We start from the raw sequence: 22,456 nt of genomic DNA on the forward strand, positions 1-22,456 counted from the left end.
CATAACTCCCCTACCTCAAAGACGGGTCACACAAAAACACATTATCACACTTACCAACACAAAACCTTACACCAATCAACACTTTAACACCAAAGACAACTACTTAATTTTGCACTTGTCGATTACATTAACAGCAAGAATTTTCACCCTATTTTCAACCAAAAAACAAAGCTACAAGCCATAAAAATTAAGACAAAAAATTAGCCGTGCATAAAAAACACGCAAGCAAAAAGGTTCTGGATTTGTAGTTAAAGGTTAGCGTTTTTCAAGGTGAAAAATTGGCACAACTTTGTAAATTGTTACACAAATAAGTAAGGGTTGTTATGCGTTACCTTAATTCACTTTCGTTAATCACTTTAGCGTTGCTAAGTGCTTATACAACATCATCACTTGCCTCAGACGATATAGAATCGATCATTGTTATTGGCAAAAAGCCGTCATTCTCTTTGGCGCAACGTGCGGGCTCTGTTGACTACATGAGCGCAGAAGAACTTAGCTATGAACATGTTAACGACACCTTAGAGCTACTAAGTAAAGTTCCGGGTGTTTATATTTCACGTTTTAATCAAGGCATTTTAAATACCGATGTTGCCATTCGCGGCTTTAGTGCTGACGGCAGTACACCGCATGCAAAATTATTAATCGACGGCATTAGTTCAAATCTTAACAATGGCTACAATGAGCTTGACCAGATGTTTCCGTTAGCCATGGCAAACATGACAGTGTTTAAAGGCACCAGCGACCCAAGTTACGGACTATTTAACACCGCTGGTAACTACCAAGTTGAGTCACGCTCCGACCTCAACAAAGAAGTTGAAATCAGCATGGGTAGCTTTAATGCCAAAGAACTACAAGCTTACGCTGGATTTGAAACAGGCAAGCTAACCCAAAACTACTTTTTTGGTTATCGTCAAAGTGACGGCTATCGCGACCATACCAATTTAGACAAATTTTCTGCCTCAGGCCGCTGGGCATATCAATTATCTGACGATACCAGCCTAACAGCGATCGCACGTATTGCTGGCTATGAAGGCGATGCACCGGGCTTTTTAACGCAAGAAGAAGCGTTAAGCGACCCAACACAATCTGCCGATTATGCGAGCCAAGACGGCGGTGAAAAAAGTACAGAGCACTTTAGCCTTCATTTAGATCACTATTTTACTGACGATCTATTTTGGCAATTAAAAACCTACGGCCAACATTTTGAACGCGAACGTTGGGTACGTTTTACCGAAGAAAGTTCCATAGAAAATCGTTACGATGATCAAAATATTTACGGTTTTAACTCAAAACTGACTTGGACACTTGATGATAGCTGGGAACTTATTTGGGGCGCAGACAGTGAAATTCACCAAGTTGTTGAACAGCGGTTTGGCACAATAGGTGACAGCCGTGACCGCGACGAAAGCGACGTGCGACGAGATCATCATTACGATTTAACCGCTATTGGCAGTTATCTTAAACTAAACCATGAGTGGCGTGATCTGGTCAGTTGGAATATTGGGCTGCGTGCCAATAGCTTATCGGGCAATATGCTCGAATATACGCCAGAAGGTGAAGAAATTGCCCTTGAGATGTATGACTTTGGCACTATTTTACAACCAACTTTTAATATGATTGTAAAACCAAGTGATTACTACAATATATTTTTCAACTATGGGCAAAGTTTTCAACACCCCTTTGGCAAAGCCGCTTATACCACAGGCGATATTAATGCTAGGCAGGTATCACTGAACAGTGGTTGGGAAACAGGTACCGTTTTAACACCTAGCGACAACTTAGATCTTCGTCTTTCTTATTGGTCTCAACACGCCAGTGACGAATTTATTATGATTGATGGCACCGCTCAAAACCTAGGGGAAACACTTCGCCATGGTGTTGATCTTGCCTTAAATTGGCAAGCGACCAACAATATTACCGTTTGGGCGAACTACACTACGGTAAACAGTGAAGTACTTACCGCCGGCGATGGTCAAGAACACATCGAGGGCAACGAAATATTTTCGGTGCCTGAATTTACCGCATCACTTGGCGTTAACTATCAAGTAAATGAAAAACTAACGACACGCCTGCATTTAGACGCGCAAGGCGACTACTACATCAACAAAGAAAATACTGGCGGCCAATACGGCGACTACGCACTACTTAATGCGAGTGCAGAGTATGATTTTGGTGAGATGAAACTTAAGGTACAACTTAACAATATTACCGATGAATACTACGAATACGTATTTGATATTAATGGCGATGGCTCAAGTATTTTGCACTCACCGGGTGATGGCCGTAATGTCAGCGTTTCGTTGAGCGGCAACTTTTAAAAGAAAGTTCTGAAAGCAAAATAGTATGAATGATCAGCGCTTAGCTTTGTTAATAACAGGGCTAAGCGTTTTCTTATATCTAATAGATGCTCAAAAGAGTATTACAAAAAAGGCAAAAGAGAACCAAACTCCATTTAGTTTTGTAAATAAGGTAAGGCAAGCTTAGGTAATTCTTTTGCAAAATCTTGTGCCGATAAATCACTGGCAATGGCAGGCGTTAAACTTGGGTAAAGCACTTTATCTAGTAAGGTGGTTATCATCATAAATACCACGACTTCGGCGCTTTCTTGTCGCGACTTTACGCTAATCTCACTCTCAAACTGCACAATAATATTTGCCAATCGACGATAAATATCTTTGCGATCAACCTGCGTATCTGTTGTCAATAAAGCGCTATGCAACCGTGAGTTCAAATGCAAAGTACGAAAAATACTGCGACGTGAGACTAAAAATTGATGAGTTTCTGTGGCCAGTGTTTCTAGTGCCTGTTGCAAATGGTCAAATTGCATCTGCTCTAACTCGGTTACCCAGTTGGCAAGGTCGGTGCCAAAATCTTGATAAAGTAAAGGCAGTAGAGATTCTTTGTCTTTAAAGCGGCGATAAAAAGTACCGACTGACACACCAGCATTGTCTGCAATTTCTTTCACTGAAATATGCTCAAAGAATTTATTTTTTAAACACAAATGCAGCGCCGATAACAACTTACGTTGCGTATCTTGACTACGCTTTTGTTTAGGTTCAAAAATATTGGTGGCAGACATAAAGTACGTTGGTCTCTGTGACGTTGAAAGTTTCGCAAAAATAACATTTTATGATAAGTAGCAAGAGAAAAGCTACAAGCAGCAAGAAATAAGCTACAAGACAAGAGCTAAAAGAAAGAGTTAAAAGCGGCAAGAGAGAAGCTATAAGCGGCAAGTTAAAAGCGGCAAGAGAGAAGCTGCAAGCTAAAAGCTGCAAGAGAGAAGCGGTAAGCGGAAAGTGAAAGATAAACGCCAGCGTCGGGAATATTCCTTGTTCTGGCGTTGTTTTTAAATACGAGGCTTTAAGCGCAAGCTTTAAACTAGCTATTGTTTATACACTTTGCCCGCTTTCATGACAAAATCGACATCGAGTAATTCTTCAATATTATTTAATGGGTTACCGTCGGTGGCAATAATATCGGCATATTTACCCACTTCAAGCGTGCCTAATTTATCACTCATACCAATTAAATCGGCGCCGTTAACAGTCGCAGACTTTAATATATCAGCGGTTTTCATACCTGCTTGTGCCATTAATACCGCTTCTTTGGCATTTGTGCCGTGGCGCGATACTCCGCTGTCGGTACCATAGGCAATTTTAACACCCGCCTGATACGACCTTTGAAAGTTTGCCAACATATCTGCACCCACTCTAATCGCTTTCGCTTTAATCGGCGCCGACATGAAATTAGTGGTTTTTGCCATGCCAACAACCGTATCACCGGCGAGTAACGTCGGTACTAAATAAGCGCCTGACTTTTTAAATAGCTCAATGCTTTCTTCATTGGCATAACTGCCATGCTCAATACTATCAACGCCAGCACGTAACGCAGCATTAATACCGTCAGCCGCATGGGCATGGCTGGCAACTTTACGCCCTAAACCATGCGCCGTTTCAACAATTTCTTTTAGCTCATCATTGTGCATTTGCTGCGCAGTACCGGTATCGGTGTCTGATAAAACGCCGCCTGTTGATGCCACTTTAATTGCATCTGCGCCATATTTAATCGCATGTCGCGTTACTTTTCGGCACTCAAAAGGGCCGTCACAAATCGTTTTTGCTGTTTTTAACGCCATAATATCGGCAGACATGCCATCAACATCTAAATGACCACCCGTAATCGAAACACCTGCTGCGGCGATAATACGCGGCCCTTCAATCCAACCTTTTTCAATACCATCTCTAAGTGCGTACATTTGCTCTGGCTTGCTCAGTAAGTCACGCACGGTAGTAAAACCCGACAGTAAGGTTTTTTTAGCAAAATGCACACTCTGCATCGCTAAGTCTTCATCGGATAATTGCAAGGCATCTTTGGTATTATGTGCGCCAAACTCCAATTGCAAATGCACGTGCATATCCATGAGTCCCGGCATAACAAAACTATCTGACAAATCAATTAAACGTGCATCTTCGCCAAACGATTTAGCCTCAATAAACCCCGATTTTACCGCCACAATCTCGCCTGATTTAATCACCAGCGTTTGTTGACTGCGTGGCTTTTCACCGGGTATCGCCAACAAGGTTCCAGCATGAATAACTTGCGTTTGTGCAACCACTGAACTTGACAACATAGTAGCAACTGCAACAGCTAATAATTTGAATTTTTTCATTATTTTATTGGTCTCATTGTATTATTCGAGTTAACTTAACTTTACTTAGCTTTACTTAACTTTACTTAGCTTATTGACCATAGCACAGTATTTTTATTTTGAATGCTTTTGCTTGAAGAGTTCTTATCGCCTTATGTAAACACAAGTTCACATTTTATTTCACTCTCGATAAAACTGTGCTAGCGTAGTAAGCCGTTATTTATGAAATCAAAAAAAATTCAAACAAAACAATTCCAAGCAACTAAAATTTAAGGAGTCGTAGGTGAAGTTATTTCAAACACTGGCCATTGCAACCGCACTTTTACAAGCGCCTACAGTATTTGCTCAACAAACACTGATTAACGCTGACGCATATCTTGATGTAAAAAAAGAGAAAATCATCAACAATATTTCAGTATTGATTGATGGCAATACCATTGTCAAAGTCGCCAAACAAGGCACGATTACTCCAAGTAAAAACACAAAAGTTGTCAACCTAACCGGTAAGACCTTAGTGCCTGGGTTAATGGATATGCATGTGCATTTAACCTCAGACGCAGAAGATAATTTTCTCGCCGCAAAAGGCAACTCGGTTCCTCGCCAAACCGTAAAAGCGGTAAAAAATGCCAATAAAACCTTAATGGCTGGCTTTACTACAGTACGTAATTTAGGCGCAACGGGTTATGCTGTTATTGGTGTGCGCGACGGCATCAACGCAGGAGAAATTCCCGGACCACGTATTTGGGCAGCAGGTCATTCAATTAGCATTACCGGTGGACATTGTGATGATAATTTCTCGCCACCGCGAGCAAAAAGCATTTCAGGTGGTGTCGCCGACGGCCCTTGGGCTGTGCGCGCTAAAGTCAGAGAAAATATTAAGTACGGCGCTAATACCATTAAAGTGTGCGCCACAGGTGGCGTATTTTCAAAAGGTACTAAAGTTGGCATTCAGCAACTAACTGAAGAAGAAATTAAAGCCGCGGTTGATGAAGCACATTTACGTGGTTTAATTGCTGCCGCACATGCACATGGCACCAATGGCATAAAAGCGGCCATTCGTGCTGGCATCGACTCGATTGAACATTGCAGCTTTTTAGATGATGAAGCCATTGAGTTAGCATTAAAACACGGTACCTATATGTCGTGCGATATATACAACACTGAATATACCTTAGCCTTTGGTGAAGCCAACGGTGTACCTGAGGAAAATATTAATAAAGAAAAAATGGTCTCAAAAGCACAACGTGAAAGCTTTAGAAAAGCGACCAAAGCCGGCGTGAACATGGTATTTGGCTCTGACGCAGCGATTTATCCGCATGGCGACAATGGCAAGCAGTTTTCACGCATGGTGCAATTTGGTATGAGCCCAATGCAAGCGATTCAAGCATCCACATTACATAGTGCCGCCCTACTTCAACAAGATAATTTAGGGCAAATAGCGACGGGCTTTTTAGCCGATATTATTGCCGTTGACGGTGATCCTATCGACAATATTTCGTTGCTTGAAAGCGTTAGTTTTGTCATGAAAGACGGACAAATTTATAAGCAATAATCAGCTTATTATCAATCAAAAAAGCGTTTAATCTGGCATTGTCAGCGCCAAGATTAAGCGCTTTTTTATGCACTTTTATATGTGCTTTTATATGTGCTTTATATGCGATAGCAGCTTAACTTAATACACGTTGACCGGTATTAATGATCACTTCCGATATTTTTTTATGCACGCCTTTTAATAACGCCCATCTGTGCCAATATAAGGTTTCAACCAATTTATAGTCAGGCAACAAGTTAATCAATTTACCTGATGCTAATTCTTGATGAATTTGCAATTCAGCAATTAAACAATAGGCCGCGCCATGCATGGCAAAATTTGCAAACGCTTCTGACGAACGTACGGTATGTAGCGGATATTCACCTTCTTTTAAGCCATATTGCTGTTCAACAAATTGAATATGCATATTGTCTTTATGATCAAAGGCAACGCCCGGCGCTTTTTTTAATGTCGTGGCATTAATACCTGCCTTAAAATAGGTATCGCGAAATTCTTTCGACGCCACCACGATATAATTAAAATTACCTAGCCGAGTACTCTGGCAACCCTTAATCGGCTTGTGGGCCAAACCAATCGCGCCAAAGGCTTCACCACTTTTTAACTTTTCAACCGTTCTCTTTTCATCTTCAACTAGCATATCCAATTCAATAAAGTTTGATTTCACCGTAGGTGCAATGGCAGGAATTAACCAAGTCGCTAGGCTGTCAGCATTAGTTGCAAGGTGAATGGTCAAAGGCTTATCTGGTTGTTCATTTAAAATATCGGGTAATAAGTCTGCTTCAAGTTGCGCGACTTGGTAAAAGTGATTAACGAGTTTTTTACCCACTTCAGTTGCATGCAGCGGTTGGCCGCGAATAATCACCGCCTGTCCAAGGTGTTGTTCTAGCAGTTTGATTCGCTGTGACACCGCAGACTGAGTAATACATAACCTATCGGCGGCACGTTCAAAACTTTGCGTTTTCACCACCGTTGCTAAAGCATGGAGTAATTTATAATCAATTTGCGCAAGCATAAGTTTTTTTAATATGGGTTAAATATCTTTAATTTTACTTATATCAAATAAGCAGGTAAATTTCAGCTAATTTCAACTTACACGAGCACAACAATGATCAGCACAGCCTTATTTCAGGGATTATTAATCGGTTTGGGCACCATAATTCCTATTGGCGCACAAAACTCCTATGTACTTAGCCAAGGAATAAGGCGTAATCATCATATAACTGCAGCAACTATCTGCATGACATGTGATACGTTATTAATTTGTTTGGGTGTCTTTGGCGGCGGAGCGCTTATCGCCAGCAACGAAACCCTGATGACATTTATGGGTTGGGCGGGTATTACCTTTTTACTCGCTTACAGTGCGTTTGCCTTTAAAAATGTTTGGCAAAACAATTACCAACTACCTGATGCGGTAAAAGCACTAACCAGCCGAAAAGCGGTTATCGCAACCACCTTGGCGGTTACGTTGTTAAACCCGCACGTTTATTTAGACACCGTAATGATTTTAGGCTCTATTGCTGGCACATTCGATGGTGCCGATAAACTGGCCTTTGCTAGCGGCACCATTCTCGCTTCCATTATTTGGTTTTTTAGCTTAGCAAAAGGTGCGGCGAGGCTTGCCCCTTGGTTAAGCCAAGCAAAAACTCAGCGCTATATAGATGTCTTTATTGGATTAGTGATGCTGTTTGTCGCTTATACCCTATTTGTCTCTATCGTTAACCATTAGCTTTTAGCTTTTAGCTTTTATTAGCACTAGCCGTTAATTAATGGCACTGCAAGTTCAGTTAATTGGTCAATAAACCATTGAATATAGGTTTCTTGATCGTTACGTTTATGCCAATAAATATGAACTTGCAGTTTGGGTGTTTCAAACGGTAATTCAACAATTTCAACCGGAAACTGCTCAGCTAATTTTTTCGCATGCGCTCTTGGCATGGTCATTAGCAAATCACTATTTACCACCGTTTCTACACCCGCATAATAGCTTTCACATTTTATCGCGATGTCGCGACTTCCGCCTAGCGTCACTAAAGTAGTATCAATCACTTTAATTAGAGAGTGCGCCGGCGACACCAATAAATGCCGAGCGGCAAGATAATTTTCTAAGGTTTGCTGTTCAAGGTACGGATGATCTTTACGGCATAACAACATAAAGCTGTCTTCTGATAGTTTTTTATTAGCAATATTCGGCGCAGTCGGTAATAACGCATCGATGACTAAATCAATATCGCCATCATTTAATTTTTGCGACAGTTTGTGCATCGGGATCACCGACGATTCAATTTTAAAATTAGGGTATTTATTGGTAAAGGTCGCGCCAATAGTAGGTAACAATAATGACTCAACAATGTCTCGCATGCCCAATTTCAGGGTCCGCTCATGATTGGTAGGATCAAAATTAACTTGTTGCTGCAAAGTGGCATTAAGCCCTTGCACGCACTGTTTTATTGTTGGTTGTAAGGTAACAGCAAGCTCTGTTGGGATCATTTTCTTGCCTTGGCGTACAAACAGCTTGTCTTGATATTGCTCTCTTAACCGCCCCAATGAATGGCTGACCGCAGGTTGAGTAATAAATAATTTCTCTGCCGCTTTGGTAATAGAGCCATGTTCATAGACATTTAAAAAAACAATAAACAAATTGAGATCGAGCTTTTCATGGTACATAAAAGTGTCAAAATTTCGGTCAACTAATCATTCAATACTATTAGCTATATTTATCGAGATCAATAAAGGATTATTATTTGTATTAATTTGTATTACTCTTACAATCAAACGTAATTGAAAAATTGCTATTGAGTAAACAGCACATGAGTTCAAACATCGAATGTAAAAACCTTGTCATTGGCGGCGGAATTGCCGGTATAGTTACGGCATTAGAATTACTGAACCAAAACCAACCAGTAGTATTGGTCGATAGAGACAGCGAAGTAAAGTTTGGCGGCCAAGCAAACGATGCCTTTGGCGGCATGTTACTGGTTGATACGCCTATTCAAAAAAAGGTTGGTATTAACGACTCATTTGAATTGGCAAAAGCCGACTGGTTTGCCGCTGCGCAGTTTAAAGACACCGATATTTGGGGAAAACGCTGGGCCGAAACCTATATTGAGCAATGTAAAACGGATGTTTACGACTGGCTGTTAAGTTACGGAGTAAAATTTTTACCTTTAGTGCATTGGGTAGAACGTGGTGATTATGGCCATGGCAGCCCGGGTCGCGGTAATTCAGTGCCTCGTTATCATGTCGTTTGGGGCTGCGGACGTGGCTTAATGCATACTCTTATTGATGCCCTTAAAAATCATAAAAATAACGACAAACTGACCTTATTATTTGATCACCTAATTGATGAATTCACCTTAGACGGCAATCAACTCTCTGGCTGCACCGGCCAGCACAACAGCCAAAGCTTTGCTATTAAAGCCGACAATATTGTCGTCGCTTCAGGCGGTATTAATGGCAATTTAGAAAAAGTTAGAGAAGTTTGGGACAGCTGCTATGGCGAATATCCGGAAAATATTCTTACTGGTTGTCATCCAAATGCCGACGGCCTGTTACACGATAAATCAAAAGTAGCCGACGCTAGCGTGATTAACCTTAATCAAATGTGGAATTACGCCGCAGGTATTGCTCACCCTGAGCCAAAGTATGATCGTCATGGCTTAAGTATGATCCCAGCGCGATCGTCATTATGGATGGATTGCTACGGTAATCGCGTTGGCCCTAAACCTATGATGACCGGCTTTGATACCCATGATTTATGCAAAACTACCGGTCACCTGCCAAAACAATACACCTGGCAAGTTATGAACTGGAAAATCGCCATTAAAGAGTTGGCGGTATCAGGCACAGATGAAAATCCGAACTTTAGAGACAAAAAGCTTCATAAAATTGTTTGGGAATTATTAACCGGCAATAAACGCTTAGCCAATTACCTGATCGACGAATGCGAAGACGTGGTAACCGGCAATACCTTAGAAGAGTTAGTGAGTAATATGAATAAACTCACCGGCGACGAGTCAGTTTCGTTTGAGAATATGCACCGAGATATTACCGCCTACGATAACACGATAAAACGTGGCGACAATCTACGTAATGACGATCAAATTCGAAAAATTGCGCAATTGCGCACGTGGCGCGGCGATAAAATTCGCACCTGTAAATTCCAACCCATTTTAGACGATAAAGAGTTGCCGTTAATTGCAATTCGCTCGCGCTTGATCAGCCGTAAAAGCATGGGCGGTTTTGAAACTAACTTGCAAAGCCAAGTGCTCAATAGCCAAGGGCAAGCAATTAATAATCTTTATGCCGTAGGTGAAGCGGCAGGCTTTGGTGGCGGTGGCGTTAGCGGTATACGTTCACTAGAAGGCACATTCTTATCAAACAGTATTTTAAATGCACGCTTTGCTGCAAAAGCGATAGCCAATAACGAATAATTGAGGATAACAACATGAAAAAAACAGGCGCAGAATTAGTTCGTTTCGCTCTTGAGCAAATAGGCGTAACTCACACTTTTGGTATACCTGGCGTGCACAATACCGAAATTTACGATCAGCTTAATATTTCAGAAAAAATTGAACCTGTATTGGTAACACATGAAGGCGGCGCATCGTTTATGGCAGATGCCATGAGCCGTACCTCAAATACTATCGGCACGTTATTAATTGTGCCAGCCGCAGGTGTTACCCATGCGGCAAGCGGTATTGCTGAAGCATCGCTCGATGGCATTCCAATGTTAGTGATCTCAGGTGGTATTCACTCAGAAAGTGGTCATAAATATCAGTTACACGATATGGACCAACACGGCGTACTAGAGCCTATCACCAAAGCGACCTTTAAAGTGCTGTCGCATGAAGAGGTGATCCCAACATTTTATAAAGCACATGACATTGCCACCCAAGGTGAACCAGGCCCAGTATTTATCGAAATGCCTTTTAATATTTCTAACTTCAAAGGTGATGTCAGTGAAATGCCAAGTTATTTGCCGCCTAAAGCAGTAGCAGATAAAGGTATTAGCGACTTATCTCAAGCCGCTGAGTTATTAGCAAATGCCGGTAAAATTGGTATTTTTGCCGGTTGGGGCGCAGCAGATTGTGAAGCAGAGTTAATTGAGCTTGCCGAATTACTTGGCGCGCCAGTGTCGACAACCTTGCAAGGTTTAAGTGTATTTCCAGCCAACCACCCACTGCATACCGGCATGGGTTTAGGTCAATACGCAGTACCGGCAGCGACCAATGCCTTTAAGAATATCGATTGTCTACTGGCAATTGGCACTCGATTTAGTGAAATTCCCACCGGTAGCTATGGCATTAACCCACCAGAAAACCTTATTCACTTAGATATTAACCCTGAAGTATTTAACGCCAATTATCCGGCAAAATGCACTTTAGAAGGTGATGCTAAAACCTTATTGCCGGCTTTAATTGCCGCGCTGAAAGAGAAAAACATTTCAACATCTTATAGTGATATTGCCGCTAAAATTAAGCTCGACAAAGTGGCCTATCAGGAAGAGTGGTTTGCCCATAAAGTTGAAGACCGTGTTAACCCGGGTCGTTTTTTTGCTGAATTAAGAAGCCAGTTAGCCGACGATGACTATGTTGTTGCCGACGATGGCAACCACACCTTTTTAACTGCCGAGTTAATGCCAATTCATAAAAGTAAGCATTTTATTTCTCCGACCGATTTTAATGCGATGGGCTACTGCGTGCCAGCCGTGATCGGCGCAAAGTTAGCCAACCCAAACAAGCAAGTAGTTGGTATTGTTGGCGACGGTGCGTTTATGATGACGGGTATGGAAGCGATGACGGCAACCAATCAAGCATTAGGCTTAGCCATTTTTGTCTTTAACGACGGCGAGCTTTCACAAATTTCACAAGCACAAGAAATTCCTTACAACCGCAAAGTATGCACGGTATTAGGTAACTTAAAAACTCAAGGTGTTGCTATCGCTACAGGGACTGAATTTGTTGAAATTAACAACGACAACGAAATTCAAGCCGGAATAACCCAAGCGATGGCGTTCGCCAAAGACAATCGACCAGTCATTGTTAATGTAAAAATTGACTACTCAAAGCGTACGCGTTTTACCAAAGGTGTGGTGAAAAGCAATTTAGCGCGTTTTTCGACCAAAGAAAAAATTCGCTCGGTTAGCCGTGCCATTGTTCGAAAAGTTACTGGGTAATTAACGTTTTCAGCAAACGAAGTATGAGGTTGTATGTTTGATTACATAATTATTGGCGGTGGCTCCGCAGGTTGTTTATTGGCAAATCGTTTATCTGCTGATGCTAACAATAAGGTCTGTTTAATTGAAGCAGGCCGCTCTGATCGTAATTATTTGGTGCGCACCACTAGCCCAATTAATATGATATTTTTAATGCATAGCCCGCTTTTTAACTGGTTAAATTATACCGATAAACAGGTAAACAGTGGCTATCGCGAGCTCTTTTGGCCAAGAGGCAAAGGTTTAGGTGGCTCAAGCTCGATTAACGCGATGATTTATACACGCGGTCATCGCTGGGATTATGATCATTGGGCATCGCTTGGCAATAACGGCTGGGACTACGACTCGGTATTGCCGATATTTAAACAAACTGAAAAAAACCAGCGAGGTGCTGATGAGTTTCACGGTGCCAATGGTGAAATGTCTGTGGTTGATACCAATTTTCGCTTTGCCCCCAGCGAAGCGTTTGTTGACGCCTGCATTGAGGCGAACTTTCCACTAAACAATGACATGAACGGCGCCGAGCAAGAAGGTTGCGGCTTTTTTCAAATTACGCAAACCCCCGAGGGTGTGCGCTGTAATGCGTCACTCGCTTTTCTAGACCCGATATTAACTCGTCCTAACTTAACCATTTTAACGCAATCAACCGTTAAGCGTATTGTCTTTGACGGCAAAACCGCCACCGGCGTTGAATATTATGACGCCAAAAAAACGCTTCATAGCGTTAGCGCCACTAAAGAAATTATATTAGCAGCCGGCGTACTTAATTCACCGCAAATATTGAAGCTTTCAGGCGTTGGTCCCGCTCAGGAATTAAAAAAGCATAATATTGACGTCATACACGACTTACCGGGCGTGGGCGAGAATCTACAAGATCACCCCGACATTATTATTCGCTGTTTAGAATCAAGCAGCACCTCATTTAAAACCTTGCCGACAAAAGTGATGCTCGACTTTGTCTTGAAGCGATTTTCTAAGAAAAAACCTATGGTATTTTCACCGACCGACTGCGGTGGTTTTATTAAGTCGTCGCCTGAACTCGACATTCCCGACTTACAGTTACAATTTGCGGCACTTCGAATGAAACCTCATGGTGAAGGGCTATTTACCCCCGCACGCAATGGTTTTGTTTTGCATATTTGTTATTTGCGCCCAGAAAGTCGCGGCCGCGTGTTATTGGCCACTAACAGTCCATTTGATAATGTAAAAATTCAAGCCAATTATTTTGACCAAGAAAAAGAGCTCGATGCTCTGGTCAAAGGCGTTAAAATAGGGCGAGAAATATTAGCGCAACCGGCACTTGCTAGCTTATACAAACAAGAAGAAAAGCCCGGGGCCGATATTCAAACCGACGAGCAAATTAAGCAATACTTGCGCGATAACGTTGAAACCGTTTATCACACTGCTGGCTCGTGTAAAATGGGCAATGATGATATGGCTGTTGTTGACTCTGAACTTAAAGTGCATGGTCTTAACAAGCTGCGTGTTATTGATTCGTCAATCATGCCGACCATTACCGGCAGCAATATTCATGGTCCAACGGTAATGATCGCTGAAAAAGGCGCTAAAATGATCTTAGATGATTGGCAATAAATGCGTTTAGCCGTTATAAAAAAACATAAATCAATTGAATTTATTCAATGAAAAAACAAAAACTAAAAAGGTCATTATGTTTAAAAACAAGCACATCATTATAACAGGTGGCTCTTCAGGTTTAGGGCTTGCGGTAGCAAGCTTGTTAGTAAAACAAGGTGCGCATTTATCGTTAATTGCACGGAATTTATCAAAACTCGAAGCCGCCAAAAGCCAATTGTTACAGCAAAACCCTAAAGCCAATATTCAAATTGCCTCGCTAGATGTTAATAACTCAGAGGCTAGCCAAAACGCTTTTACTGAACTTGCTCAACCATTTGGCGGCATTGATATGCTGATCAACAGTGCTGGCGTGTTAAAAGTTGGCAGATTTGAAGACTTTCAACTGCAAGACTTTCGTGATGTGATGGAAACCAATTATTTTGGATTAGTATCTGCCACACAAGCTGCTTTGCCCTTTTTAAAAATACGCCAAGGCAAAGTCGTTAATATTGCTTCTATTGCAGGTTTAGTCGGCACTTTTGGCTATAGTCCTTATAACGCTTCAAAGTATGCCGTTGTCGGTTTAAGTGAAGCGATGCGTTATGAGCTAAAACCTCAAGGGGTTGACGTACAACTTATTTGCCCCGGCGAATTCGACACACCGATGGTGCAAAATATTGCTAACCAGCGCCCAGTTGAAAACATCGCCCATGCGCAAACGATCCCTCCAATGACGGTAGAGCAAGTTGCTAAAGACGTTGTCAAAGGTATCGCCTCTTCAAACTTTACGACCATCCCGGGCTTTATAGCCAAAATAACCGTTGCGGCAATCAGACACTTTCCCGCGCTTGGTCGTTGGATCGGCGATCGCGTTATTGCCAAGGCTCAGCGCAATAAGCTTTGAAAACCATGATATTTATCTGCTAAATATCATGCCTAATTAAGTCTCTTGTTTGATGCACTACTTTTAAGATAACTGGTTGCTTACCTAGTTGAGTTAACATAGTAAAGTTAACACTTGCCAACCCGCCTTATATGTATTTAAATCAAAAAATAAATATTAAATTCAATATAATAGGGATAAAAAGGCATGTTATTAAGATTACAGCATCCAGCGTCATGGAACGATTTTGAGTCGCTATGTCATATGTTGTGGAAAGAGATTTGGCAAGACCCTAACGCACAAAAAAATGGCAGAAATGGCCAAGCACAAAACGGCGTTGATATATTTGGCACGCCTTTATATCAGGAAGAATATGAAGGTGTTCAATGCAAAGATAAGAATGCGCAACTTGGCAGTATTCTCACCAAAAAAGAGCTACTAAAGGAATGTAACAATGCGACCAATTTTTTACCTAAAATCTCAAGATTTACACTAGCTGCCTCCTGTCCTAACGATGCAATTTTGCAGCAAGAAGCCCGTTTAATGAACGACGAAGAAGAGTTTCCTTTCAAAGTAAACATTTGGTTTTGGGATGAAATAGAAGCAGAAGTTCGAACCCGAGCTAACTTAATGGACGTTTTCTATAAAGGCTTTCCAATAGAAACAGACACTTCAGTTAAAATATCAGCAACAACATCAAAAGATCAATTTTCTGCATTTTTTACACGCCCTAATTTATGGGACAACATTAATAGCAAAATACACATAAGCTTAAAAATGCTCAGTTATGAACTGTGTGACAATGCATATAAGTACGGCAAAGCTAAGCAGGTTAAAATGAGTTTTGACGGAAAGCGCTTTCAAATAAAAGACGATGGTATACCGTTCAACCCAATTGCAGAACTGCCAAATTATACAGTTGTAACTCTTGATAAATATATGGGGTCATTAGAGTTTCAACAGTTTTTAGAAATGTTTGATGCCGTTATAGAAGTAAGCCACAACTCAACTAATGAATTTAATAATGTTTTTTCAATTGAAATTAAGAACGAATTTATAAAACCAACAACCACCCAAGAATTTACCGTAAATTTGCAAAATATATGGGGACGAGGTGCCGGTAAAAAGTATGCTCAAAACCTTAAAATCGCCGAAGGCACAGAAGAGGTTATCCTAAATTTTGATAACGAAGCCGTCATGAGCGTATCAGCTGAAGTTATTAAAACAATGAAGCAGCAAGTAGCAAAAGATGTCAATGTAAAAGTGCTCGTAGGTGAAGATAGTAAATTAATTAAACTCAATGAATTAATCGACGGTGTAGACATAGAAAAAAGAAACTAACAGGGTACTTAAAGCGTAAAAACATCAAAACCAAACACAATAAAGCCTACAAGAATGTAGGCTTTATTAGTAACGAAATAAGCGCCAAGCTAGGCTTTAGCAATGCACTCGACTTCCACCTTTGAGTTTAGCGCTAAATCTTTCACCGCAAAGGCACTTCGCGCAGGATACGGCGGCGTAAAGAACTGGGTATACACCTGATTAAACGCAGCAAAATCATTAATATCAGTTAGCATAACGGTGCACTTCACCACGTCTTTCATACGGTAACCATACTTGGTTAGTGTTGTTTTAATGTTGGTAAGGGTTTGCTTCGTTTCCGCTTTTAAACCACCTGAAACGAGCTTTTCTTGCTCGGCGTTGAATCCGATTTGCCCCGACAAGAACAATAAATCGTTGGTGCGTACCGCTTCTGAAAAAGGTAAGCGTGTATTGCTAGGCTTGCTGTTAAGAAACTCAGCTTCAGTTGATACGCGCTCTGAATGAAAAGATAACTTAGCACAACCTGTTGCCATTAACGTGAATATAACGGCGACGGTTAGCATAAAGTTTTTTGATAATAATAAAGGTTTCATAATATTCTCTTAAATCGATAAGGCGCTAATTAAAACGCCTAGACACATTCTACTGACACAGACCAGCTCTGCTTTGATAAAAGCAAAGCGATAAATTAACTGGCAAATTTCCACCATAAAAAGAACAGGCTAAATAGCGTTAATATGGTTAAGCAAATAAGCGTATAAACCTTAAAAAGCCCTTGCGGTTTGAATGCATCGTCAACATCAGCGCCCATCATGACTTTATAGTTAAGCCAAGCATAAATTGGCGCACTAACAAATGACACTGTGGTGACAAAATCAAGCAAGCCTTTAATGTCAGCCGCAAAATCATTAATAATCCACCAACTGCCCATCACTAAAATAATTAACGAAATGATATACGCCTTGTTACCGACATTACTGTTACCTGTTTTACTGTGACCGGCTTTAAGCACAACGGCACGTTGCCAAACTTGCGGGAACCCATCAGCCACAGCAAAGGTAGTTGAAAACAAGGCAACAAAAGTTACGATTGCCATTAATAGCCAGCTCCATTGACCTAATGACTGGCTATACAAGGCAACTAACTGGCTGGCAAATACGGCGGCTGAATTAGCAAAACCCTCGCCTTGGCCAAACATTAGTAATGCTCCTAACCACAAAAAAACAATCGCAAGAAAAAAGCTGCAACAATAACCAATGTTAAAATCGAGCACCGCATTTTTAGCAGACTCTGGGCTTGGTTTTTTCCCTCGAGACAGTGTCCAAAGTGAGTGCCATACCGACACTTCTATCGCCGTTGGCATCCAGCCAATTAAGGCAACGATAAAAGCAATGCTGGCAGCAGATGTTAATGATATCACTGGCGCTTCGCTTGAAGGTGCTAGCCCTAACTTATTAAACGCCCCAAGCAGTGCCACTAAACTGCACACCACTAAAACCAACATCATCCATTTGAGCAAGGTACTTAATAAAGTGTAATGACCAATAATAAGTACCGCGCCTACAAGCACTAAAATAAGCGCCGCCCACTGAGACAGCGACAAGATGTCACCAAATAGGTTAACCGCTAAAGCAGCGGTGACTATGGTCACCCCAGATTGCACAAAAAACATGGTAATAAACGTTAGGATAAGAAATAAATAAAACGCCCAACTACCAATATTTTTATAACCATCAAGAAGACTTTTACCAGTAAGGCCTGCGTATTTTGGACCAAACAAAAAGAACGGATACTTAATAACATGAGCAAGCACAATAAAGCCAAGCAATGCAAAGCCAAAATCGGCGCCAGCTCTTGTCGACTGAACAATATGAGAAACACCAATACTGGTTGCCGCCCAGACTATGCCTGGGCCTAACAATGAAAATAATTTAGCAAAAGACATACTGACTTAGTTCGCCTGCGCTTTATTATTCAACGTTAGGCTATTTAACGTTGAATAATCTAACATTAAATAGTCTAACGTTAATTGCGTAAGTGTCGCAGTACCCACTTTAAAAGCTGACTCTTCAACAAAAAAGTAAGGCGAATGATTGCTCGGTGCAGTTTTAGGATCCGTCCCTTTGGGCGTGCCACCTAAAAAGACAAAAAGCCCTGGCACTTGCTGTGCGTAAAATGAAAAGTCTTCTGCTCCTGCGATTTTTGGCATTTCAATGACATTATTTTTCCCCGCCGCTTTCGCTAAACTAGCAAACATATTTTGAGTTAATGCAGGGTTATTGACGGTAACAGGATAACCTTCAAATATTTCTACCTCGGCTTTGGCCCCAGATGAAGCGGCAATATGCGTGGCAGTTGTTTCGATTTTTTCAAAAATTTGTTGACGATTGCCCATATCAAAGTTGCGAATAGTGCCAACCATTTCAACTTGCTCTGGAATAATATTATTGCGAACACCCCCCGCAATTTTACCAAAGGAAACAATCGCAGGCTCTTTGGTAATGTCGATTTGACGACTGACAATATGGTTTACCCCAGTCACAATTTGCGCCGCTGCTGCGATAGGATCAACCCCACTCCAAGGTCTTGAACCATGTGTTTGCTGACCATGAACGGTAATTTCAAATCTGTCTGCGCTGGCCATTGCAGGGCCACTACGATAGCCAATAGCTCCCGATGGTAAGCTTGAAGTGATATGCAATCCAAAGGCGACATCTGGCTGGTAACGTTTAAAAATGCCTTCTTTTAACATTAATTCAGCGCCGCCCTCTTCGCCTTGTGGCGCACCTTCTTCTGCTGGCTGAAACACAAACATAACATTGCCGCGCAGTTCTTTTTTCATACCTGCAAGCACTTCAGCTACGCCCATTAACATCGCCACATGGGTATCATGACCACAAGCGTGCATTACCCCAACATCAACACCACGATAATTGGTTGTTTTAGTTGATTTAAAAGGCAAGTCGACCTTTTCAGTTACCGGTAACGCATCCATATCTGCGCGCAACATTACCGTTGGCCCTGACTTATCTCCTTTTAAAAAGCCAACGACGCCAGTATAGGCAATATTACTTTCTACCGTCATACCTAAGTCTTTTAAGTGCCTAGCGACAATTTTTGCAGTGCGTGTTTCGCGATTGCCAAGCTCTGGATTTTGATGAAAATCGCGTCGCCACTTAATCACTTTATCTTCAACACTTTTGAGTAACTCGCTTGGTTGACGCTCAGCGTTAGCACTTACTGATGTCATAACCCCAAAAGCGAGACAACAGAATATAATTGTTTTTTTCATTGTTATTCCTTGTTTATATTGAAAATAATAGTGACAGCGAATTAATGCATACCGACGACGGCTTTTGTCGTCGCTATTATTTTTTCAGTGTTGTAACCAACGCCATCTTTAAACACCAAGGGCATTTCTCTTATCACAGCAGCATTGGTTGTTAGATCACCATTTAACAACACCATATTGGCATTTTTTCCAATCTCAATCGAGCCAATTTCATGTGCCCTGTTCAAATACTTTGCAGCATTAAGGGTCGATATTTCAATCGCTTGTTCAATACTAAACCCCGCCTCAACCAGAAGCTCAACCACACGCTGATTAGAAAAACCAGCAATTACACCACCGTAACCAGTGGGATCTGTACCCGCCATTAATTTTCCGCCAGCTTCAACAAACATTTTTTCAAGCTGCATCATTTTTTTAAAGACAATTGGCCACGTGGCATTTTCCTGTTGTGCAATTTTTTGCCAACGAGACTCATATTGATCTCTTACTTGAGGAATTAAGGCAGCTAATGCTTTAGGATACGCTTTTGGTCTTCCCTTGGTATAGGTTTCAAATACCGTTAAAGTCGACGTTAAGGTAACATCTTTTTCTATCAAAAAATCAATAAGATCGGCAACTTCGGCTGAGTTGATGTCTAAATTAACTAAGGACTGATGAACCGCCTGTGAACTTGGACACTCATTTTTCACTTTATCTTTGACAAAATCTGTTGATGCAAAAAATCCATGCTCAAGATTATCGATGCCCAGTTCAGCAGCTTCACGGTAGGTTACCGAGCACAAATGCGCCGTTACTTTATGCTTTTGCTGGTGCGCTTGCTTAATGACCTGTGCTAACTCTTCTAGGCTAATATGCATATAAGCCTTATAAGATGTCACCCCTTCAGAGTTCCAGTATTCCATCATCAACTTGGCATTTTCAACATCACGCAAAGGCTTCATTTTTAAAATAGGTAAACCTGGCCCATTTAAATACGGCGCTGTTACATCGATATCTGGCCCGATAGACTTACCTGAATTTATTGCATCACGTAAATTTAAATCAGCGTATGGCGCAGTTGTTCCAGCGGTTCTAATAGTGGTAGCGCCGCCTGCTAGATACAATCGCGGAAAACTGTACAACATTTCGGTATAGTGGGCTTTCCCCGTTGGGTAGAACATATGTTCATGCATCATCACCAAGCCAGGAATGAGTGTTTTACCACTGCCATTGATAACGTTCACCGAACTGGCAATGTTAAATTGGCTAGCATTGGCGATAGCAACAATTTTATTGCCTTTGATCATCACCGTTTGATCACGTTTTACTTCGTTACCTGTACCGTCAATTAAATTAACATGCGTTATGGCAATATCACCTAATGGGTGTTCAACAAACTCGTTGCTACTTGCATAAACAGCTGACGGAAGCATTAACAATATTGAAGCGATTACAGAAGTAACTTTAGGAAAAAACTGATTTTTGACGGACATCTTATCTGCTCATTTATTCATCTCTATTTAATATCATAAAGCGCGCACTTAAAAATGTAAATCTGAATTCACATTTGATTTAAAAAATGAATATGAGCCACTATTGAAATAAAAGAAACAATAACCCTGCTCTCATTGGTGCAAAAAACTAGATCAGTTGCTTTTGAAGATCGCGCCTAGCCCAACGAGTAAATTGCCTTTGTAGCTCTTTTCTTGGCAGGTCTAAAACAGTTTTAACCTGCCATATATCATTAATATCACATAAGTTTTGTTGTTCTAATTGAATAACCTTTGCCAACATATTTTTTCTTTGCGGGTTGTCCATCATAAAATAGATAAACGCCCAACTCGTTGCGTATAACTTATTTTTTAGCTTTGAATTCCAATCGTGATTAGTGGCTGTTAATAATTGCTCTAACGGCAAGACCTGTTCAGATAAAAGACCATTATTCGTCCAATTTTGGTTGGGATAAACTTTGCTAATTTGGCCTTTAACCTCAATGTATTCACTGTACTCCGCCAAACCTTCATTTAACCACCTAGGGCTATAGCCGATAATCGCTCGGTTTATCGCGTGAGCGGCTTCATGAGTAGCAGTTCGCATAGTTGTCGCGTGGTTAGTAAGCAATAGGAAAGCTTGATTGGTGGCGTGGCTATAAAAGCCAAGAGTATTATCGCTATCAGACATGTTATGCTTGGCTTTTATTTGATTGAATGCGTGTTTAGAAGTAAAAATATTAAGCTTGATATCAACTTTTTTTAAAGATGAACTGTCGACTAGTTGGCCATAAACTTCAAATAACTTATTAAGTTTTAGTGTTAACTTTTGATGAAAATCGTAAGGCACGTTTTCAGCATTTAAGTTTAAGTTTAAGGTAAAATAATCAAATACCTTTTCACCAGCGTAATTCAATAGTGTGAAGTCGTCATTTTTTGGCGGCGTACTGCTAAAGTTTGCTATTCCTTTATCATCCACCCAAGTATAAACCTGACCAACTTTTTTATACTTTATTTTGCCTAACGAGGTGTCTTTACAGGTTTTAGCATAGCCAACTTCAACATGTGAGTATTGTTTCTTTAAGTTTTGGTGAGTTGTAACTTGTTCGGTATGGGCCGGTGACTGGTTAGGTTCTTGAGAAGTATAAAATAATGACTCAAGCCAATGTGTCGCTCTATTAAGCGATACTTGCAGGGTAATACTATTGCCACTCAAATAGTTCGCAAGTATAAAACTACCGACAAACGCCAGTGCGGTAAATGTACCGATAAGCCTTTTTTTCATGTCGCTTCCTTGGACAACTTAAGTAAATACTAACTCACAAGATATCAATTAGTTAGCCACATCACAAATTTCAGGCACAAAAAAACCAGCACTAGGCTGGCTAATTTTTTCCTTAAATTAACAAGGAAATGGTACCGGAGGACGGACTTGAACCGTCACGCTCGAAAGCAACGGATTTTGAATCCGTCGTGTCTACCAATTCCACCACTCCGGCG

General features: G+C 41.1%; 17 protein-coding genes and 1 tRNA gene. 8 read left to right on the forward strand and 10 right to left on the reverse strand.

All coding sequences use genetic code 11. The features are described from left to right. Nucleotides 1–323: 323 nt before the first annotated feature. Nucleotides 324–2,318: a TonB-dependent receptor gene (locus ACRRSQ_RS12790; RefSeq protein ID WP_440876143.1), complete on the forward strand. Its 1,995-nt coding sequence runs from the start codon at nt 324–326 to the stop codon at nt 2,316–2,318. A 134-nt stretch (nt 2,319–2,452) separates the two neighbouring features. Here the strand turns inward: ACRRSQ_RS12790 and ACRRSQ_RS12795 are convergent, their stop codons facing one another. Beyond that, the gene (locus ACRRSQ_RS12795) at nt 2,453–3,079 is read right to left on the reverse strand and encodes a TetR/AcrR family transcriptional regulator (RefSeq protein WP_440876144.1); all 627 of its coding nucleotides are present in this window, start codon (nt 3,077–3,079) and stop codon (nt 2,453–2,455) included. Nucleotides 3,080–3,382: 303 nt separating this feature from the next. Further along, complete coding sequence (locus tag ACRRSQ_RS12800) at nt 3,383–4,669, reverse strand: amidohydrolase family protein (RefSeq protein WP_440876145.1); 1,287 nt, start codon at nt 4,667–4,669, stop codon at nt 3,383–3,385. Between the two features lie 262 nt (nt 4,670–4,931). Between ACRRSQ_RS12800 and ACRRSQ_RS12805 the strand changes: the two genes are divergently transcribed. Next, nucleotides 4,932–6,200 (forward strand): Xaa-Pro dipeptidase, encoded by a 1,269-nt coding sequence (locus tag ACRRSQ_RS12805; protein ID WP_440876146.1) that lies wholly within the window; start codon nt 4,932–4,934, stop codon nt 6,198–6,200. 115 nt (nt 6,201–6,315) lie between these two features. Here the strand turns inward: ACRRSQ_RS12805 and ACRRSQ_RS12810 are convergent, their stop codons facing one another. Then, nucleotides 6,316–7,212, reverse strand: a complete 897-nt coding sequence (locus ACRRSQ_RS12810; RefSeq protein ID WP_440876147.1) for a LysR family transcriptional regulator ArgP — start codon at nt 7,210–7,212, stop codon at nt 6,316–6,318. A gap of 93 nt (nt 7,213–7,305) precedes the next feature. Between ACRRSQ_RS12810 and ACRRSQ_RS12815 the strand changes: the two genes are divergently transcribed. Next, entirely contained in the window at nt 7,306–7,926 is a 621-nt protein-coding gene (locus ACRRSQ_RS12815; protein WP_440876148.1) for a LysE/ArgO family amino acid transporter, read from the forward strand. A gap of 26 nt (nt 7,927–7,952) precedes the next feature. On the opposite strand, the gene ACRRSQ_RS12820 is transcribed toward ACRRSQ_RS12815, so the two are convergent. Beyond that, on the reverse strand, nt 7,953–8,864 hold the full coding sequence (locus tag ACRRSQ_RS12820) for a LysR family transcriptional regulator (RefSeq protein WP_440876149.1): 912 nt from the start codon (nt 8,862–8,864) through the stop codon (nt 7,953–7,955). A 143-nt stretch (nt 8,865–9,007) separates the two neighbouring features. Between ACRRSQ_RS12820 and ACRRSQ_RS12825 the strand changes: the two genes are divergently transcribed. From ACRRSQ_RS12825 to ACRRSQ_RS12845, 5 genes are all read left to right on the forward strand, one after another. After that, a complete protein-coding gene (locus tag ACRRSQ_RS12825) occupies nt 9,008–10,630 on the forward strand; it encodes an FAD-binding dehydrogenase (protein WP_440876150.1) in 1,623 nt (540 codons plus the stop codon). A 14-nt stretch (nt 10,631–10,644) separates the two neighbouring features. Then, complete coding sequence (locus ACRRSQ_RS12830; RefSeq protein WP_440876151.1) at nt 10,645–12,375, forward strand: thiamine pyrophosphate-binding protein; 1,731 nt, start codon at nt 10,645–10,647, stop codon at nt 12,373–12,375. A gap of 33 nt (nt 12,376–12,408) precedes the next feature. Then, nucleotides 12,409–14,007, forward strand: a complete 1,599-nt coding sequence (locus ACRRSQ_RS12835; RefSeq protein WP_440876152.1) for a GMC family oxidoreductase — start codon at nt 12,409–12,411, stop codon at nt 14,005–14,007. 76 nt (nt 14,008–14,083) lie between these two features. After that, nucleotides 14,084–14,893 carry an SDR family NAD(P)-dependent oxidoreductase gene (locus ACRRSQ_RS12840; RefSeq protein WP_440876153.1) on the forward strand — a complete coding sequence of 270 codons (810 nt, stop codon included), beginning with the start codon at nt 14,084–14,086 and terminating at the stop codon, nt 14,891–14,893. A gap of 186 nt (nt 14,894–15,079) precedes the next feature. Next, nucleotides 15,080–16,213 (forward strand): hypothetical protein, encoded by a 1,134-nt coding sequence (locus ACRRSQ_RS12845; protein ID WP_440876154.1) that lies wholly within the window; start codon nt 15,080–15,082, stop codon nt 16,211–16,213. Between the two features lie 89 nt (nt 16,214–16,302). Here the strand turns inward: ACRRSQ_RS12845 and ACRRSQ_RS12850 are convergent, their stop codons facing one another. The 6 genes from ACRRSQ_RS12850 to ACRRSQ_RS12875 all read right to left on the reverse strand — a co-directional run bounded on the left by ACRRSQ_RS12850 (nt 16,303) and on the right by ACRRSQ_RS12875 (nt 22,455). Further along, a complete protein-coding gene (locus tag ACRRSQ_RS12850) occupies nt 16,303–16,788 on the reverse strand; it encodes a RidA family protein (RefSeq protein ID WP_440876155.1) in 486 nt (161 codons plus the stop codon). Between the two features lie 95 nt (nt 16,789–16,883). After that, on the reverse strand, nt 16,884–18,140 hold the full coding sequence (locus ACRRSQ_RS12855) for an NRAMP family divalent metal transporter (protein ID WP_440876156.1): 1,257 nt from the start codon (nt 18,138–18,140) through the stop codon (nt 16,884–16,886). 6 nt (nt 18,141–18,146) lie between these two features. Next, complete coding sequence (locus ACRRSQ_RS12860) at nt 18,147–19,487, reverse strand: M20 family metallopeptidase (protein WP_440876157.1); 1,341 nt, start codon at nt 19,485–19,487, stop codon at nt 18,147–18,149. A gap of 41 nt (nt 19,488–19,528) precedes the next feature. Next, the gene (locus tag ACRRSQ_RS12865; RefSeq protein WP_440876158.1) at nt 19,529–20,959 is read right to left on the reverse strand and encodes an amidohydrolase family protein; all 1,431 of its coding nucleotides are present in this window, start codon (nt 20,957–20,959) and stop codon (nt 19,529–19,531) included. Between the two features lie 148 nt (nt 20,960–21,107). Then, nucleotides 21,108–22,241 carry a hypothetical protein gene (locus ACRRSQ_RS12870; protein WP_440876159.1) on the reverse strand — a complete coding sequence of 378 codons (1,134 nt, stop codon included), beginning with the start codon at nt 22,239–22,241 and terminating at the stop codon, nt 21,108–21,110. Between the two features lie 129 nt (nt 22,242–22,370). After that, nucleotides 22,371–22,455 (reverse strand) — tRNA-Leu (locus ACRRSQ_RS12875). Between the last annotated feature and the right edge of the window lies 1 nt (nt 22,456).

The sequence above is a fragment of the Thalassotalea sp. PLHSN55 genome (assembly GCF_052030545.1).
In the GTDB taxonomy this organism is placed as follows: domain Bacteria; phylum Pseudomonadota; class Gammaproteobacteria; order Enterobacterales; family Alteromonadaceae; genus CANMXU01.

What these genes read in the sequence shown, in the direction of transcription:
- ACRRSQ_RS12815 (WP_440876148.1), top strand. Translation starts at nt 7,306, where the DNA reads ATGATCAGCACAGCCTTATTTCAGGGATTATTAATCGGTTTGGGCACC.
- ACRRSQ_RS12855 (WP_440876156.1), bottom strand. Translation starts at nt 18,140, where the DNA reads ATGTCTTTTGCTAAATTATTTTCATTGTTAGGCCCAGGCATAGTCTGG.
- ACRRSQ_RS12820 (WP_440876149.1), bottom strand. Translation starts at nt 8,864, where the DNA reads ATGTACCATGAAAAGCTCGATCTCAATTTGTTTATTGTTTTTTTAAAT.
- ACRRSQ_RS12840 (WP_440876153.1), top strand. Translation starts at nt 14,084, where the DNA reads ATGTTTAAAAACAAGCACATCATTATAACAGGTGGCTCTTCAGGTTTA.
- ACRRSQ_RS12860 (WP_440876157.1), bottom strand. Translation starts at nt 19,487, where the DNA reads ATGAAAAAAACAATTATATTCTGTTGTCTCGCTTTTGGGGTTATGACA.
- ACRRSQ_RS12865 (WP_440876158.1), bottom strand. Translation starts at nt 20,959, where the DNA reads ATGTCCGTCAAAAATCAGTTTTTTCCTAAAGTTACTTCTGTAATCGCT.
- ACRRSQ_RS12825 (WP_440876150.1), top strand. Translation starts at nt 9,008, where the DNA reads ATGAGTTCAAACATCGAATGTAAAAACCTTGTCATTGGCGGCGGAATT.
- ACRRSQ_RS12870 (WP_440876159.1), bottom strand. Translation starts at nt 22,241, where the DNA reads ATGAAAAAAAGGCTTATCGGTACATTTACCGCACTGGCGTTTGTCGGT.
- ACRRSQ_RS12790 (WP_440876143.1), top strand. Translation starts at nt 324, where the DNA reads ATGCGTTACCTTAATTCACTTTCGTTAATCACTTTAGCGTTGCTAAGT.
- ACRRSQ_RS12830 (WP_440876151.1), top strand. Translation starts at nt 10,645, where the DNA reads ATGAAAAAAACAGGCGCAGAATTAGTTCGTTTCGCTCTTGAGCAAATA.
- ACRRSQ_RS12845 (WP_440876154.1), top strand. Translation starts at nt 15,080, where the DNA reads ATGTTATTAAGATTACAGCATCCAGCGTCATGGAACGATTTTGAGTCG.
- ACRRSQ_RS12795 (WP_440876144.1), bottom strand. Translation starts at nt 3,079, where the DNA reads ATGTCTGCCACCAATATTTTTGAACCTAAACAAAAGCGTAGTCAAGAT.
- ACRRSQ_RS12835 (WP_440876152.1), top strand. Translation starts at nt 12,409, where the DNA reads ATGTTTGATTACATAATTATTGGCGGTGGCTCCGCAGGTTGTTTATTG.
- ACRRSQ_RS12800 (WP_440876145.1), bottom strand. Translation starts at nt 4,669, where the DNA reads ATGAAAAAATTCAAATTATTAGCTGTTGCAGTTGCTACTATGTTGTCA.
- ACRRSQ_RS12850 (WP_440876155.1), bottom strand. Translation starts at nt 16,788, where the DNA reads ATGAAACCTTTATTATTATCAAAAAACTTTATGCTAACCGTCGCCGTT.
- ACRRSQ_RS12810 (WP_440876147.1), bottom strand. Translation starts at nt 7,212, where the DNA reads ATGCTTGCGCAAATTGATTATAAATTACTCCATGCTTTAGCAACGGTG.